Consider the following 13,260-nt stretch of genomic DNA (forward strand, 5'->3'; position numbering starts at 1 on the left):
TGGGTGTCCGGCGTGGCGGGCAAATCCAATCGCGGACAAAGTCCTACACAGGGAAATGCCACACCTTCCGGCAACCTGTAGGAGCGAGCTTGCTCGCGAACGGACTTCGCAGCGGGGTTTATTCGCGAGCAAGCTCGCTCCTACGAAGAGCATTTCGGCGCGGGCCGCAAGACAGTTGCTCCTACGACCGTGCCTCCTCACGCCAGGGCTGTGTCTTCCCCGGCCTCGGCGTGCAGCTCCTCCACCAGACGCGTGGCGCAGGCGCCGACCTTGCGCACGGCTTCTTCGATGCGCGGCAGGTCGCGGTTGGAGTAGTTCAGGCGCAGGCAATTGCGGTACTTGCCGGAGGCCGAGAAGATGCTGCCGGCCGCCACCTGCACGCGCTCGGCCTGCAGTTCGCGGTTCAGCCGCACGCTGTCGAACTGCGGGTGCAGTTCCACCCAGAGCATGAAGCCGCCCTGTGGCCGGGTGGCGCGGGTGCCCTCGGGGAAGTAGCGGGCGATCCAGTCGGTCATCAGGTCGCGGTGGCGCTGGTACTGGGCGCGCATGCGGCGGATGTGCGGCTCGTAGTGGCCGCCGCCGACGAACTCGGCCAGGGCCATCTGCGGCTGCGGCGCGCAGGTGCCGCTGGCGATGTACTTGAAGTGGAGGATGCGGTCCAGGTAGCGCCCCGGCACCACCCAGCCGGTGCGCAGGCCCGGCGCCACCGTCTTGGAGAAGGAGCTGGCCAGCAGCACGCGGTCGTCGGTGTCGAACGACTTGATGCTGCGCGGCCGCGGGTAGGCATAGGCCAGCTCGCCGTAGACGTCGTCCTCGAGGATGGGCACGTCGTAGCGCTGGGCCAGGCTGAGCAGGGCGCGCTTGCGCGCGTCGGGCATGATGTAGCCCAGCGGGTTGTTGCAGTTGGGGGTGAGCAGGATCAGCTTCACCGGCCATTGCTCCATGGCCAGCGCCAGGGCTTCCAGGCTTACCCCGTTGGTCGGGTCGGTGGGGATTTCCAGGGCCTTCAGGCCGTACGCCTTGAGCGCCTGCATGGCGCCGTGGAAGCTCGGTGAGTCGATGGCGACGATGTCGCCCGGCTGGCAGATGGCGTGCAGGGTGATGGCCAGGGCCTCCTGGCAGCCGGTGGTGATGACGATTTCGCTGGGCGGCACCTGGCAGCCGGAGTCCAGCATCAGCCGGGAAATCTGTTCGCGCAGGGCCAGCGAGCCCTGGATGCCCTCGTAGCCCAGGGCCTGCAGGTCGGTGCGCCGCGCGGCATTGGCCATGGCGCGCTGCAGCGGCTTGAGCGAAGGGCTGGCGATGTCCGGGGTGCCGCGGCCGAGCTGGACGAAATCGCCGCCGGGGGCGCGGCGCACCTGCTCCAGCACCTGGTCCCACTGCGAGACGTCCACCGGCCGCTGCGCCGGGCGGGTCATCGCCGGCATGGCCGGCTGCGGGCGTCGTTCGGGGACGAAGAAGCCGGATTTGGGCCGCGGCTCGACCAGCCCCGCATCCTCCAGCACCCGGTAGGCCTGCTGCACGGTGCTGATGCTGACGCCGTGCTCCTCGCTCAGCGCGCGCACCGAGGGCAGGCGGTCGCCGGGGCGGTAAAGCCCCTGCTCGATGCGTTCGCCCAGGGTGCTGGCCAGTTGTGCGTAGCGCTTCATGACAGTTGCCCCGTGCCGCGCCATGGCGGCGAAGACCAGTACAGATCGGGCAAAAATACGCCATTCAGTTGGTTTTTTCCGCTTTCTGTATGGAAAAAATTCCATTTCTTTGAATCTGTAATGAAGCCAGCCCATTCGCCACCCTATCCACAGGCTCGGAGAAGGAGGGGCGACATGAACGGCATGACAGATGTGCGCTTGACCCTGTACCAGCGCGAACTGCTCGGCCTCGACGACGGCAAGCTGGCCCCGCGCGGCCCGGCGGAAAGTCGCTGGCGGCAGTTCTGGCGGCGGGTGCGCACGCGCAGGCAACTGCTCGAACTCAGCGACGAACAGCTGCGCGACATCGGCATTTCCCGCGAGCAGGCGCGCATCGAGGCGCTGCGGCCGTTCTGGCGCTGCTGAGCTTCAGTGCCCGGCGCGGTATTGCAGGGCTTCGGCCAGGTGCGCCCGGGCGATGTGTTCGGCGCTTTCCAGGTCGGCCAGGGTGCGGGCGACCTTGAGGATGCGGTGCAGGGCGCGCAGGGACAGGTCCAGGCGTTCTCCGGCGGTTTCCAGCCAGGCCTGGTCCTGGTCGTCCAGTGCACAATTCTGGTGCATCGCCTTGAGGTCGAGAACGGCGTTCGCGCAACCCTGCCGCGCCAGCTGCCGCTCGCGGGCGCGGGCCACCTGCGCGGCGACCTCGGCGCTGCCCAGGCTGCCCTCCTGGGGGGCGAGGCGCGTGGTCTCGCGGCCCACTGTCAGGTGCAGGTCGATGCGGTCCAGCAGCGGGCCGGACAGCTTGGCGCGGTAGCGCTGGATCTGCTCCGGGGTGCAGCGGCAGCGGCCGCTGGGGTCGCCGAGGTAGCCGCAGGGGCAGGGGTTCATCGCCGCCACCAGTTGGAAGCGCGCCGGGAAGCGCACCCGGCCGTTGGCCCGGGCGATCACGATTTCTCCCCCTTCCAGGGGCTCGCGCAGCACTTCCAGGACCTTGCGGTCGAATTCCGGCAATTCGTCGAGGAACAGCACGCCTTCGTGGGCCAGGGTGATCTCCCCCGGTTGCGGCCGGCTGCCGCCGCCCACCAGCGCGGCGGCCGAGGCGCTGTGGTGCGGCTGGCGGAACGGGCGCTGTGGCCAGTGCGTCAGCGGCCCACGCCCGGACACGGAGTGGATGGCCGCCACCTGCAGCGCTTCGTCTTCGCTCAGCGGCGGCAGAAGCCCCGGCAGGCGGCTGGCCAATAGCGTCTTGCCGGTGCCCGGCGGGCCGCTCAGCAGCATGTTGTGCGACCCGGCGGCAGCCACCAGCAGGGCGCGCTTGGCCGCGGCCTGGCCCTGGACCTCGGCGAGGTCGGGGTAGGGCGGGGTTTCCCGCAGCAGGCCGCGGGCCTGGTAGGGCGGCAGGGGCGCCTGGCCGGTCAGGTGCGCGGCCAGCTCCAGCAGGTGGCCCACGGCGTAGACGGTCAGGCCGCTGGCCAGGCTGGCTTCTTCGGCGTTTTCCTTCGGAACCACCAGGGCGCGGCCCGCCGCGCGCGCCGCCAGGGCGGCCGGCAGCACGCCCTGGACCGGGCGCAGGGCGCCGGACAGGGCCAGTTCACCGAGGCATTCCAGGCCGTCCAGGTTGGCGCCGGCCAACTGGCCGTTGGCGGCGAGCAGGCCCAGGGCGATGGCCAGGTCGAAGCGCCCGCCGTCCTTGGGCAGGTCGGCCGGGGCGAGGTTGAGGGTGATGCGCCGGGCGGGGAACTCGAAGCCGGCGTTGAGGATGGCGCTGCGCACGCGGTCCTTGCTTTCCTTGACCGCGGTTTCCGGCAGGCCGACCAGGGTCAGCGACGGCAGGCCATTGGCCAGGTGCGCCTCGACGGTGACACCGGGGGCTTCCACGCCTACCTGGGCGCGGCTGTGGACGATGGCCAGGGACATGGCAGGGCAGCTTCTTCCAGAGCAAACCCCGAGTTTAGGAGGTCACTGATGCCGGGGTCATGCTCGCTGCCGCTGTAAGGGCGCTAATGTCCGGTAGGAAACTTCCCGTTGGTCAGGGGCAATGGAAGGGGGCTTTCGTAAGCCGGCCCAAGTCGATGCCGTGCAGCCACGCGCCGGGTCATTCGGCCTCGGCGGGCGGCGCGAGTTTGGCCTCCAGTTCGGCGACCTTGGCTTCCAGCGCCTCCAGGCGGGCGCGGGTGCGGGCGAGCACCACCATCTGGCTGTCGAACTCGTCGCGGCTGACCAGGTCGAGCTTGCCGAAGGCGCTCTGCAGCAGGACCTTGAACTGCGCCTCCAGCTCGGCGCGGGGCAGCGGCGATTCACCGCCGAAGAGGCGGCTGGCCTGTTGGCCGAGGGCGTCGAGGAAGGCTTTGGGCGGCAGCATGGCGAGGGTTTCCAGTTGGGACTGGGTGGGGAGTCTATCACGCTGCCCGGTGCCGCTGGCGCGGACCGGGGCAGCCGCCGCAGGTTCTGCGTGCTAGCGCGGGGCATCGGCCTGGGCCGTGGACAGGTCCGCGAAGACCTTGGCGAACATGGGCGCCAGGAGCCGGCTGCCCGCCGCGTTCAGGTGGTTGTCATCGGCGTAGTAGGCCTGTCCTTCCCGGCCGCCGTAGCACTGCCCTTCGTCGCACAGGTAGGGAAGCGGATCAAGAATGTTCACGCCGCAGGCTTCGCGGGCGCGGTCCTGCACGCCCCAGACGAAGCCGTTGCGCGCCTCGTAGTCGGCCCGGCTGAGGGTGACTTGCGGCGCCTTCCCCTGGAGCATCTTCCTGCTCATCACATCCGGCACGTCGACGCGCATTTCCGGTATCGGCCGCACCAGGTAGACCGGGCGCTGCCGCGCCAGGGCGCAGGCGTGGTCGATGTAGAGCCGGGTGAACGCCTCGAGCCATTCGCTGCTGGGCTCGTCCACGGGCGAGCTGACGTAGGCCTGCGGCCGGTTCTTGCGGTTCTGGTCGATGCCGTTGTAACCCAACGGGTAGACGGAGGTGCGGGTAACGATGATCAGCGGCACCCGGCTGGGCGCGTCGCCGAGTTCGGCCGGCAGTTGCCGGCGCATGCGGTTGCAGGTGTCCTCCGGGTTGTCGCGCGGGTGTTCGCGGATGTGCAGCCCGGGAACCGGCAGGCAGGCCGGTGCGGCCCGCAGATAGATGCCCTGGCCGGCGTCAGGCAGTGCGAGTTGTGCGGCGGTGACCACGGAGGCGGCGTGGCTGTCGCCGATGAGCATGGCCTGGATGTCCGGCCCGCCATACACGCAGCCCGCGCCCTTGCTCAGGCACTCCCCGTTGCGCGGCGTGCCCTGCAGGGCCTGTTCCCGCATCGCCAGGATGTCCGCGGGCATCCGTTGCGGGAAGCCTTTCGCCCTGACCACCACCTGCGCCATGTAGCCGGCAAGGATCATCAGGCCGGCCAGTCCGGCCACGGCGAACGCTCGCCTGCTCGTGCCCAGCCAGCGCCGCGTCGGTTGTTCCACCAGCCGGTAGGAGAGCTCGCCCAGCAATAGCGTCAGCAGCAGGGCTGCGGCGATCCACAGAGGTGCTTGCCGGTGGCCGGTATGGAACAGCCAGGCGACCAGCGGCCAGTGCCACAGGTACAGGGAGTAGGAGCGCGTGCCCAGCCACTGAACGGCGCCATGGGTGCACCACGGCGAGGTTTCCCGCCGGGCCGCCAGCACCATGGCGGTTCCCAGGGTCGGCAGCGGCGCCAGCGCACCGGGCCAGGCGGCGGACTCGTCGAGCAGGAACACCGACGCCCCTACCAGCGCCAGGCCGCCGGCTTCCAGCAGGCGCCGCGCCGTCGCCGGGAGCCCGAGGTTCGAGCAGAGCAGGAAGCACAATCCGCCCAGGAGCATTTCCCAGGCGCGGGCGGGCAGGAGGTAGAAAGCCTTTTCCGGATGGCTGGCGGTCAGCGTGATGCACAGCGCCAGCGAGCAGGAGAACAGCGCCAGGTGCACGCCCACGAGCGTGCCGCGCCGGGGCAGCAGCTTCCAGGCGAGGGTGAGGATTAGCGGCAACGCCAGGTAGAACTGCCACTCGACGGACAGCGACCAGGTGTGCAGCAGCCATTTTGCCTGGCTGGCGCTGTCGAAGTAGCCGGCTTCCTTCAGATACAGGTGATTGGAGAGGAAGGCCAGGGACTGTCGGGCGTGCCGGCCGAGGGTCTTGTAGTCGTTTGGCGCGAGCAGCAGCCAGCCGACGGCCAGCACGACCGCGCAGACCACCAGCAACGCCGGAAGGATGCGTCTGGCCCGGGCCCAGTAGAACGCCAGGACGGAGAAGTCGCCACGCTGCAGGCCGGTGCCGATGATCCCCGCCATGAGGTAGCCGGAGAGCACGAAGAACACATCCACGCCGGCGAATCCGCCGTCCAGTCCGCCGACGTCGAAGTGATAGAGGGTGACCGCGACCACCGCCAGGGCGCGCAGGCCGTTGATGTCCTGCCTGAAGTGGTTGGCGGGCGTGGGTTTCGTCAGGCCGGACCGGGCGCGGCGGCTGGGGAGAAGGCTCATCGCTGGTTTTCCGCAAATCGGCGAAAGATAGGTCTTTCGACTCCTGCGGCGACGCCCGCTCGGATGCTGAGGAACTTGCCTTCAGGCTTTCGGAAAATCCCTTCGGAGAGATGGCCCTGGTCCAGCGCTGGTCGAGCCTCTTCCCTATGGCGCAGCCCGGATGGCCCAGGTCGGCCCCCCGGGTTGGCGGGAAAAAGGGGTCGCTGCACGATTTTTGCGCAGGCTTGGCGGCATGACTGCCCGGTTCTGGTGCGCGACATGGCACCCGGCCATCGCCCCGGCGCCGCTGTTTTTCGCTAAGAGGCTGAATCGGCGGGCTTTTCGCCGAGCTGGCAAGGTTCCTGCTTCGGCGCTGACATAGCGTGCACCGATGCAGGTCCGGTGCGGCTGGCGGAGCTGACGAGCGCTTCGCGGGAAGCGGCTGGAAGAGGTCGGAGTGCTGAGGTAGGGCGGCCGGCGCGTTACAAAGCCAGACACTGCGCTTAGACTTGTCCCCGGGTTCGTTTTCCTGGGGCGAGTCCACCAAAACACGGGAGAGAGTTTCATGAAGCTAGTCACAGCCATCATCAAGCCGTTCAAGCTCGACGACGTGCGCGAGTCGCTGTCCGAGATCGGCGTGCAGGGCATCACTGTGACCGAAGTCAAGGGCTTCGGCCGGCAGAAGGGGCACACCGAGCTGTACCGTGGTGCGGAATACGTCGTCGACTTCCTGCCCAAGGTGAAGATCGATGTGGCCATCGCCGATGACCAGTTGGACCGCGTCATCGAGGCCATCACCAAGGCCGCCAACACCGGCAAGATCGGCGACGGCAAGATTTTCGTCGTGAATCTGGAACAGGCGATCCGCATCCGTACCGGCGAGACCGGTACCGACGCCATCTAAGCCAACCGAACCCCCCGCCCCAGGAGAAACAACAATGACTCTGCGCAAGTTCGCAGGGCTAGGCGCCCTATTGCCCCTCGCAATGCCCGCACTGGCCATGGCCGACGAGGCAGCGGCCCCCGTCCTGAACAGTGGTGACACCGCCTGGATGCTGATTTCCAGCGCCCTGGTGCTGATGATGACCATCCCCGGCCTGGCGCTGTTCTACGGCGGCATGGTGCGCGCCAAGAACGTCCTGTCGATCATGATGCAGTGCTTCGCGATCACCGCGCTGATCAGCATCCTGTGGGTCGTCTACGGCTACAGCCTGGCCTTCGACACCGTCGGCATGGAGAAGGGCGTGATCAACTTCGCCTCCTTCGTCGGCGGCTTCGACAAGGCCTTCCTCAGCGGCCTGACCAGCGAAGGCCTGACCTCCGCCTCGGCGCTGTTCCCGGAAAGCGTCTTCGTGATGTTCCAGATGACCTTCGCGATCATCACCCCGGCGCTGATCGTCGGCGCCTTCGCCGAGCGCATGAAGTTCTCCGCGCTGCTGATCTTCACCGGCCTGTGGTTCACCCTGGTCTATGCCCCCATCGCGCACATGGTCTGGAGCGGTGACGGCGGCCTGCTGTGGGACTGGGGCGTACTGGACTTCGCCGGTGGCACCGTGGTGCACATCAACGCCGGTGTCGCCGGCCTGGTGGCCTGCCTGGTGATGGGCAAGCGCAAGGGCTACCCGACCGCCGCCATGGCCCCGCACAACCTGGGCTACACCCTGGTCGGCGCCGCCCTGCTGTGGGTGGGCTGGTTCGGCTTCAACGCCGGTTCCGCCGCCGCCGCCAACGGCACCGCCGGCATGGCCATGCTGGTGACCCAGATCGCCACCGCCGCCGCCGCCCTGGGCTGGATGTTCGCCGAGTGGATCACCCACGGTAAGCCCAGCGCCCTGGGCATCGCCTCGGGCGTGGTCGCCGGCCTGGTGGCCGTGACCCCGGCCGCCGGCACCTGCGGCCCGATGGGCGCGATCATCCTCGGCCTGGCCGCCGGCGTGATCTGCTTCTTCGCCGCCACCAGCCTCAAGCGCGCCATCGGCTACGACGACTCCCTGGACGCCTTCGGCGTGCACGCCGTCGGCGGCATCGTCGGCGCCCTGCTGACCGGCGTGTTCGCCGCGCCCGCCCTGGGCGGCTTCGGCACCGTCACCGACATCGGCGCCCAGCTGTTCATCCAGTTCAAGGGCGTGGCCTTCACCATCGTCTACACCGGTATCGTCAGCTTCGTGATCCTCAAGGTGCTGGACCTGGTCATCGGCCTGCGCGTCACCGAGGAAGAAGAAACCGTGGGCCTGGACCTGGCCCTGCACAACGAGCGCGGCTACAACCTGTAAGTTCGCTCGGGTTCGACGAAGGGCGCCCTCGGGCGCCCTTTGTTTTTTTCTGCGCTTCGCTAGAATGCGCCCCGATCGGTAGCCAACAGGAGGCCCCGCCATGTGGAAGCAGACCCTGATCACCCTGCGCCCGCGGTCGCGCGGTTTCCACCTGGTCACCGACGAGGTGCTGGCGGCATTGCCGGACCTGGCGCATTGCCGGGCCGGCCTGCTGCACCTGCTATTGCAGCACACCTCGGCGTCGCTGACGCTGAACGAGAATGCCGACCCCTCGGTCCGGCGGGACTTCGAGCGATTCTTCAATCGCCTGGTGCCGCAGGGCGAGCGTGGCTACGAGCACGATTACGAAGGGCCGGACGACTTGCCCGCGCACTTCAAGGCCAGCCTGCTGGGCTGCCAGCTGACCCTGCCGGTCAGCGCCGGGAGACTGGCGCTGGGCACCTGGCAGGGCATCTACCTGGGCGAACACCGCGATCACGGCGGGCCGCGCAAGGTGCTGGCGACCCTGCAGGGCGAGGCTCTGTGAATTTTTTCCGGCAGCGTTCGTCAAAGCGCGCGGCTGGGCTATAACTAACCTGCTTTGCAGCACCACGAGGTTGAATAATGAGCGACGAAGAACTGGAACAAGACGAGTTGGAAAGCGGCGACGAGGACGACGGCGAGGAGTTGGCTGCAGCTGACGATGGCGACGCCGAAGGCGAAGCCGACGAGGCCCCGGCTTCCTCTGGCGGCAAGAAAGCCAAGGCAGCCGTAGAAGAAGAGGAACTGCCCTCGGTCGAGGCCAAGCAGAAAGAGCGCGACGCCCTGGCCAAGGCCATGGAAGACTTCCTCTCCCGTGGTGGCAAGGTCCAGGAGATCGAGCCCAACGTGGTCGCCGATCCGCCGAAGAAGCCGGACAGCAAATACGGCAGCCGCCCTATCTGAGGGCGACGTCGTGAAAAAGCCCGCCCTCTCCGCCAGGGGAGCGGCGGGCTTTTTCTTTGTGACGGCCTGTGGGGGCGGCTTTTCGTAGGAGCGAGCTTGCTCGCGAACAGTGGTTACCGGTGACGTAGGTGTTGGGTTCAAGAGCGCCCTCTCCCCAACCCTCGGCTGCGCGCCCCGCCCTGAAGGGAGAGGGGGCTGTCCTGAGCGAAGGGAGAATCCTGAGTTATCCTGAGACGCCTATCTCCCCGTCGCCATTCCCGCGAGCGCGGGAAGCCGGGGTTCGCGAGCAAGCTCGCTCCTACGAAGAGCAAAAGCGGCTCTTGCTCTGGTTTTTGGACTTCCAGAGAAACAACCGAGCGCACCGGAACGCCCCTTCAGAAGGCCGAGCGAAACCGGCGCTCAGGAGGTCATGCGACATGGATGTCGCGAGAGCCCCGATCAGCACAGGGACGTGCTGTCGGGGCGGGCCTCCGTGGCGGGGGAGTTCGTGAGGGTAGCCCGGCTTCATCGGGCCCGTATGCCGGGGCAAGCCTTTTTGGTTACTTTTGTGGCGACTGACAAAAGTGACTCGCCCGAGGGGGCGAAACGAGAAACATCCGAACACTCGGAGCGGCGCGTTACACCCAAACCCGACATCTTTTTTTGGTTCCCGCGTTCACGGGAATGACGATATGTAGAGCGGATAACCGCGAACGATTATCCACCCTACTCACCCCGCCGCTCACGCCGCGCCTGCTTGCGCAGCAGCCGCGCGCTGTCCCAGCCGGTGAGCAGGATGGCCAGCCAGATCGGCCCGTAGGTCCACAACTGCTGCGGCTGGAACGCCTCGCCGAGGAACAGCACCGCCAGCAGGAACAACAGCATCGGCTCGACGTAGCTGAGGATGCCGAACAGCCCCATGGGCAGCAGCCGGCTGGACGCCATCATGGCGGCGAAGGCCAGGGCGCTGATCAGCCCAAGCATCGGCAGCAGCGCCCACAGGCGCGGCGTTTCGGCGAACACCTGGCGGTCGCCGAAGTGCCAGATGGTCCACAGGGCGAAGGGCAGCAGCACCAGCATCTCGAAGACGAAGCCGGACAGCGCGTCCACGCCCATGCGCCGGCGCAGCATGAAATACGGTGGATAACCCAGGGCGGTGATCAGGCTGAACCAGGAGAAAGCGCGGGTCAGCCACAGCTCGTGGAGCACGCCGACCAGCGCGCAGGCCACGGCAATGCCCTGCAGCGGCGTCAGGCGCTCGCCATAGAACAGCCGGCCGCAAAGCACCATGGTCAGCGGCAGCAGGAAGTAGCCCAGGGACAGCTGCAGGGTCTGGCCGACCATGGGCGCGTAGATGAACACGCCCCACTGCACCAGCATCATCGCCGCGCTCAGCGGGAAGCACAGCAGCAGCCAGCGCTCGCGCAGCAGGCGCCGGCCGGCCGCGCGCAGCACCTCGCCCTGGCCGGTGAAGGCCACCAGCAGCAGGACCATGGGGATCGACCAGACCACCCGGTGCGCCACGATCTGGATGCTGTCCAGCGGCGCCAGCCAGCGCAGGTAGCCCGGCAGGGTGACGAAGAGTACCGAGGCGGCCAGGGACAGGGCCACGCCGCGACCGGAGATGTTCATGCCACGGCCCTCCGCGCCAGCCCCAGGCGGTTCACCCCGAGCGAGGCCACTATCACCGCGCCGCCCAGGGCCAGGCGGGCCAGGTCGGCGTGCTCGTTCCAGATCAGCAGGTTGATCAGCAGCCCCACCGGCACGTGCAGGTTGTTCATCACCGCCAGGGTGCCGCCGTCCACCAGGGTAGCGCCCTTGTTCCACCAGAACTGCCCCAGGGCGGTGGCCAGCAGGCCCATGAACAGCAGCACCAGCCACTGCACCTCGGTGGTCGGCAGCTTGGCCGGGTTGCCCAGCAGCAGCCAGCCGGGCAGCGCGACCAGCAGCGCGCCGACGAAGAAGTAGCCGAAGCGCCGGTACTGCGGGATGTCCGACGGGTAGCGCGCCACCAGGTGCTTGTACAGCACCTGGCCGGCGGCGAAGGTGGCGTTGGCCAGCTGCAGCAGCAGGAAGCCCTCGATGAAGTCGCCGCTGACGCCGTCGTAGCGGATGATCGCCGCGCCCAGCACGGCCACCGCCGCGGCCAGCAGCGCCCAGGGGTTGAAGCGGCGGTTCAGGGCGTCGTCGATCAGCGCCACGTGCAACGGCGTGAGCACGGTGAACAGCAGTACCTCGGGCACCGTCAGCACGCGGAAGCTCTGGTACAGGCAGACGTAGGTGATGCCGAACTGCAGCGCGCCGACCAGCATCACCCCGCCGATGAAGCGCGGCGCCACCCCGCGCCAGCGGGTCAGCGGCAGGAACACCGCGCCGGCCAGCAGCACCCGGGTGAGCACGGCGAAATAGCTGTCGACCTGGCCGGCGAGGTACTCGCCGATCAGGCTGAAGGAAAACGCCCAGAGGACGGTTACGAAAAGCAGGTAAGGCATGACCGGACAGGCGCACCGAAAAGGGGCGTGGAAAATAGCGGTTTTGCCGGGGCGAAGAAAGGGCCAGGGTGCTGTCCGGCATGAACGGGAGGTTCAGCGTCAACCTGTAGGAGCGGGCCCTGCCCGCGATTCGCGCGCAGGGCGCGCTCCTACATGGGAACGACGTGGCTAGGATTCATCCGCGATCCCGCCGGCAGGGCCGGCGCCCCATGTCATCACGGAAAACCTCATTCGCGAGCAAGCTCGCTCCTACAGGAGCCCAGCGCTTTTCGTAGGAGCGAGCTTGCTCGCGAACCCCGGCAAAGAAAAAGCCCGGTCGACATTCGCGGGGGGAAGTGCGTCGACCGGGCGTCGCGCCCAGGTGCGACGGGCGCGCAAGCGGAAAACCGGAATCCGCGCGGCGGTCAGGCCACCGCGGCCAGTTGCTCGCGGGCCCTGGCCAGGCCTTTCTCGGCGAACTCGGCGCCCATGTTCAGGCCCTCGGCGTGGACGAAGGTGACGTCGTGGATGCCGATGAAGGCCAGGGCCTGGCGCAGGTAGGGTTCCTGGTGGTCCAGCGGGCCGCCGGCGTAGACGCCGCCGCGGCTGGTCAGGATGTAGGCGCGCTTGCCGCCGAGCAGGCCCTGGGGGCCGGTCTCGGTGTACTTGAAGGTGACGCCGGCGCGCAGCACGTGGTCCAGCCAGGACTTCAGGGTGCTGGGGATGGCGAAGTTGTACATGGGCGCGGCCAGCACCAGCACGTCGGCGGCCAGCAGCTCCTCGGTGAGCAGGTTGGAGCGCTGCAGCGCGGCCTGCTCGGCGGCGCTGTGCTGTTCGGCCGGCTTCATCCAGCCGCCCAGCAGGTCGGCGTCCAGGTGCGGCACCTGTTCCACGGCCAGGTCGCGGACCTGGATCTCGTCGGCCGGGTGGGCGGCGCGCCAGTTGGCAATGAATTCGGCGGTCAGCTGGCGGGAGACCGAACCTTGTTGGCGGGCACTGCTTTCGATGACCAGGACACGGGACATGGGCTTGACCTCCAGCGGTCGATTGCGTCGATGGAGGTCAGCTTAGGGCGGAGCAGATCGATAAAAAAGCAGAAATAATTGCTTCAAAATATCGATTTAGTTGATTTGTATCTTGTCTGCTCCTAGTCTGGAGGACATGTGCCGGGGCCTCAGGCCGGCTTGCAGGTCAGCTTGATGCGCAGCTTGATGATGGCGCGGCCGAAGCTGGCGGTGAGGTTGCTGCTCTTGCCGGCGGCGAGCACCGTCTTGCGCACCTTGGGCGTCTCCGGGCCGTTCTGGAACACCGCGGTGCAGGCGACGTCCTGCTTGCCGTAGTTCTGCAGCAGCACGGCGCCCATGCTGTCGCCGATGTCCTGGGTCTGGACGTCGATCTCCGTTCCGTTGAGGGACTTTTCCACCTCGATCGGATAGGCCAGGGCGGTCAACGGCAGCGACAGCAGCAACGCACAGCAGATTCTTTTCATGTGGCGGTCTCGCTCGGTTCAGGCAGAGCGC

The 13,260-nt window shown here is 67.8% G+C and carries 13 protein-coding genes; 5 read left to right on the forward strand and 8 right to left on the reverse strand.

The features are described from left to right. Positions 1-197 precede the first annotated feature (197 nt). Positions 198-1,649: a PLP-dependent aminotransferase family protein gene (locus DK254_RS14940; RefSeq protein WP_109934387.1), complete on the reverse strand. Its 1,452-nt coding sequence runs from the start codon at positions 1,647-1,649 to the stop codon at positions 198-200. A 174-nt stretch (positions 1,650-1,823) separates the two neighbouring features. Here DK254_RS14940 and DK254_RS14945 point away from each other — a divergent pair, with 174 nt between their 5' ends. Beyond that, the gene (locus DK254_RS14945) at positions 1,824-2,054 is read left to right on the forward strand and encodes a DUF1127 domain-containing protein (protein ID WP_109934388.1); all 231 of its coding nucleotides are present in this window, start codon (positions 1,824-1,826) and stop codon (positions 2,052-2,054) included. A gap of 3 nt (positions 2,055-2,057) precedes the next feature. Here the strand turns inward: DK254_RS14945 and DK254_RS14950 are convergent, their stop codons facing one another. The 3 genes from DK254_RS14950 to DK254_RS14960 all read right to left on the reverse strand — a co-directional run bounded on the left by DK254_RS14950 (position 2,058) and on the right by DK254_RS14960 (position 6,114). Next, a complete protein-coding gene (locus tag DK254_RS14950) occupies positions 2,058-3,545 on the reverse strand; it encodes a YifB family Mg chelatase-like AAA ATPase (RefSeq protein ID WP_109934389.1) in 1,488 nt (495 codons plus the stop codon). 178 nt (positions 3,546-3,723) lie between these two features. Continuing rightward, entirely contained in the window at positions 3,724-3,990 is a 267-nt protein-coding gene (locus DK254_RS14955; RefSeq protein WP_109934390.1) for an accessory factor UbiK family protein, read from the reverse strand. A 93-nt stretch (positions 3,991-4,083) separates the two neighbouring features. Continuing rightward, a complete protein-coding gene (locus tag DK254_RS14960) occupies positions 4,084-6,114 on the reverse strand; it encodes an acyltransferase family protein (protein ID WP_109934391.1) in 2,031 nt (676 codons plus the stop codon). Positions 6,115-6,658: 544 nt separating this feature from the next. Here DK254_RS14960 and glnK point away from each other — a divergent pair. From glnK to sutA, 4 genes are all read left to right on the forward strand, one after another. Next, positions 6,659-6,997 carry a P-II family nitrogen regulator gene (gene glnK / locus DK254_RS14965; RefSeq protein ID WP_003457590.1) on the forward strand — a complete coding sequence of 113 codons (339 nt, stop codon included), beginning with the start codon at positions 6,659-6,661 and terminating at the stop codon, positions 6,995-6,997. Positions 6,998-7,031: 34 nt separating this feature from the next. After that, entirely contained in the window at positions 7,032-8,366 is a 1,335-nt protein-coding gene (locus DK254_RS14970) for an ammonium transporter (RefSeq protein WP_109934392.1), read from the forward strand. 100 nt (positions 8,367-8,466) lie between these two features. Beyond that, positions 8,467-8,892: a secondary thiamine-phosphate synthase enzyme YjbQ gene (locus tag DK254_RS14975; protein ID WP_109934393.1), complete on the forward strand. Its 426-nt coding sequence runs from the start codon at positions 8,467-8,469 to the stop codon at positions 8,890-8,892. A 77-nt stretch (positions 8,893-8,969) separates the two neighbouring features. Continuing rightward, complete coding sequence (sutA, locus tag DK254_RS14980; protein WP_109934394.1) at positions 8,970-9,290, forward strand: transcriptional regulator SutA; 321 nt, start codon at positions 8,970-8,972, stop codon at positions 9,288-9,290. A gap of 705 nt (positions 9,291-9,995) precedes the next feature. On the opposite strand, the gene rarD is transcribed toward sutA, so the two are convergent. From rarD to DK254_RS15000, 4 genes are all read right to left on the reverse strand, one after another. Continuing rightward, positions 9,996-10,901 (reverse strand): EamA family transporter RarD, encoded by a 906-nt coding sequence (gene rarD, locus DK254_RS14985; RefSeq protein WP_109934395.1) that lies wholly within the window; start codon positions 10,899-10,901, stop codon positions 9,996-9,998. Continuing rightward, entirely contained in the window at positions 10,898-11,761 is an 864-nt protein-coding gene (locus DK254_RS14990) for a carboxylate/amino acid/amine transporter (protein WP_109934396.1), read from the reverse strand. Before DK254_RS14990 ends, rarD begins: the two co-directional genes overlap by 4 nt. Positions 11,762-12,165: 404 nt before the next feature. Then, positions 12,166-12,765: an FMN-dependent NADH-azoreductase gene (locus DK254_RS14995; protein ID WP_109934397.1), complete on the reverse strand. Its 600-nt coding sequence runs from the start codon at positions 12,763-12,765 to the stop codon at positions 12,166-12,168. Positions 12,766-12,914: 149 nt separating this feature from the next. Continuing rightward, positions 12,915-13,229 (reverse strand): 3-phosphoglycerate kinase, encoded by a 315-nt coding sequence (locus DK254_RS15000; protein ID WP_109934398.1) that lies wholly within the window; start codon positions 13,227-13,229, stop codon positions 12,915-12,917. Positions 13,230-13,260 lie beyond the last annotated feature (31 nt).

The sequence above is a fragment of the Pseudomonas sp. RW407 genome (assembly GCF_003176655.1).
GTDB lineage: Bacteria > Pseudomonadota > Gammaproteobacteria > Pseudomonadales > Pseudomonadaceae > Pseudomonas > Pseudomonas delhiensis.

What these genes read in the sequence shown, in the direction of transcription:
- DK254_RS14995 (WP_109934397.1), bottom strand. Translation starts at nt 12,765, where the DNA reads ATGTCCCGTGTCCTGGTCATCGAAAGCAGTGCCCGCCAACAAGGTTCG.
- sutA (WP_109934394.1), top strand. Translation starts at nt 8,970, where the DNA reads ATGAGCGACGAAGAACTGGAACAAGACGAGTTGGAAAGCGGCGACGAG.
- DK254_RS14970 (WP_109934392.1), top strand. Translation starts at nt 7,032, where the DNA reads ATGACTCTGCGCAAGTTCGCAGGGCTAGGCGCCCTATTGCCCCTCGCA.
- glnK (WP_003457590.1), top strand. Translation starts at nt 6,659, where the DNA reads ATGAAGCTAGTCACAGCCATCATCAAGCCGTTCAAGCTCGACGACGTG.
- DK254_RS14950 (WP_109934389.1), bottom strand. Translation starts at nt 3,545, where the DNA reads ATGTCCCTGGCCATCGTCCACAGCCGCGCCCAGGTAGGCGTGGAAGCC.
- DK254_RS14960 (WP_109934391.1), bottom strand. Translation starts at nt 6,114, where the DNA reads ATGAGCCTTCTCCCCAGCCGCCGCGCCCGGTCCGGCCTGACGAAACCC.
- DK254_RS14990 (WP_109934396.1), bottom strand. Translation starts at nt 11,761, where the DNA reads ATGCCTTACCTGCTTTTCGTAACCGTCCTCTGGGCGTTTTCCTTCAGC.
- DK254_RS14945 (WP_109934388.1), top strand. Translation starts at nt 1,824, where the DNA reads ATGAACGGCATGACAGATGTGCGCTTGACCCTGTACCAGCGCGAACTG.
- DK254_RS14940 (WP_109934387.1), bottom strand. Translation starts at nt 1,649, where the DNA reads ATGAAGCGCTACGCACAACTGGCCAGCACCCTGGGCGAACGCATCGAG.
- DK254_RS14955 (WP_109934390.1), bottom strand. Translation starts at nt 3,990, where the DNA reads ATGCTGCCGCCCAAAGCCTTCCTCGACGCCCTCGGCCAACAGGCCAGC.
- rarD (WP_109934395.1), bottom strand. Translation starts at nt 10,901, where the DNA reads ATGAACATCTCCGGTCGCGGCGTGGCCCTGTCCCTGGCCGCCTCGGTA.
- DK254_RS14975 (WP_109934393.1), top strand. Translation starts at nt 8,467, where the DNA reads ATGTGGAAGCAGACCCTGATCACCCTGCGCCCGCGGTCGCGCGGTTTC.
- DK254_RS15000 (WP_109934398.1), bottom strand. Translation starts at nt 13,229, where the DNA reads ATGAAAAGAATCTGCTGTGCGTTGCTGCTGTCGCTGCCGTTGACCGCC.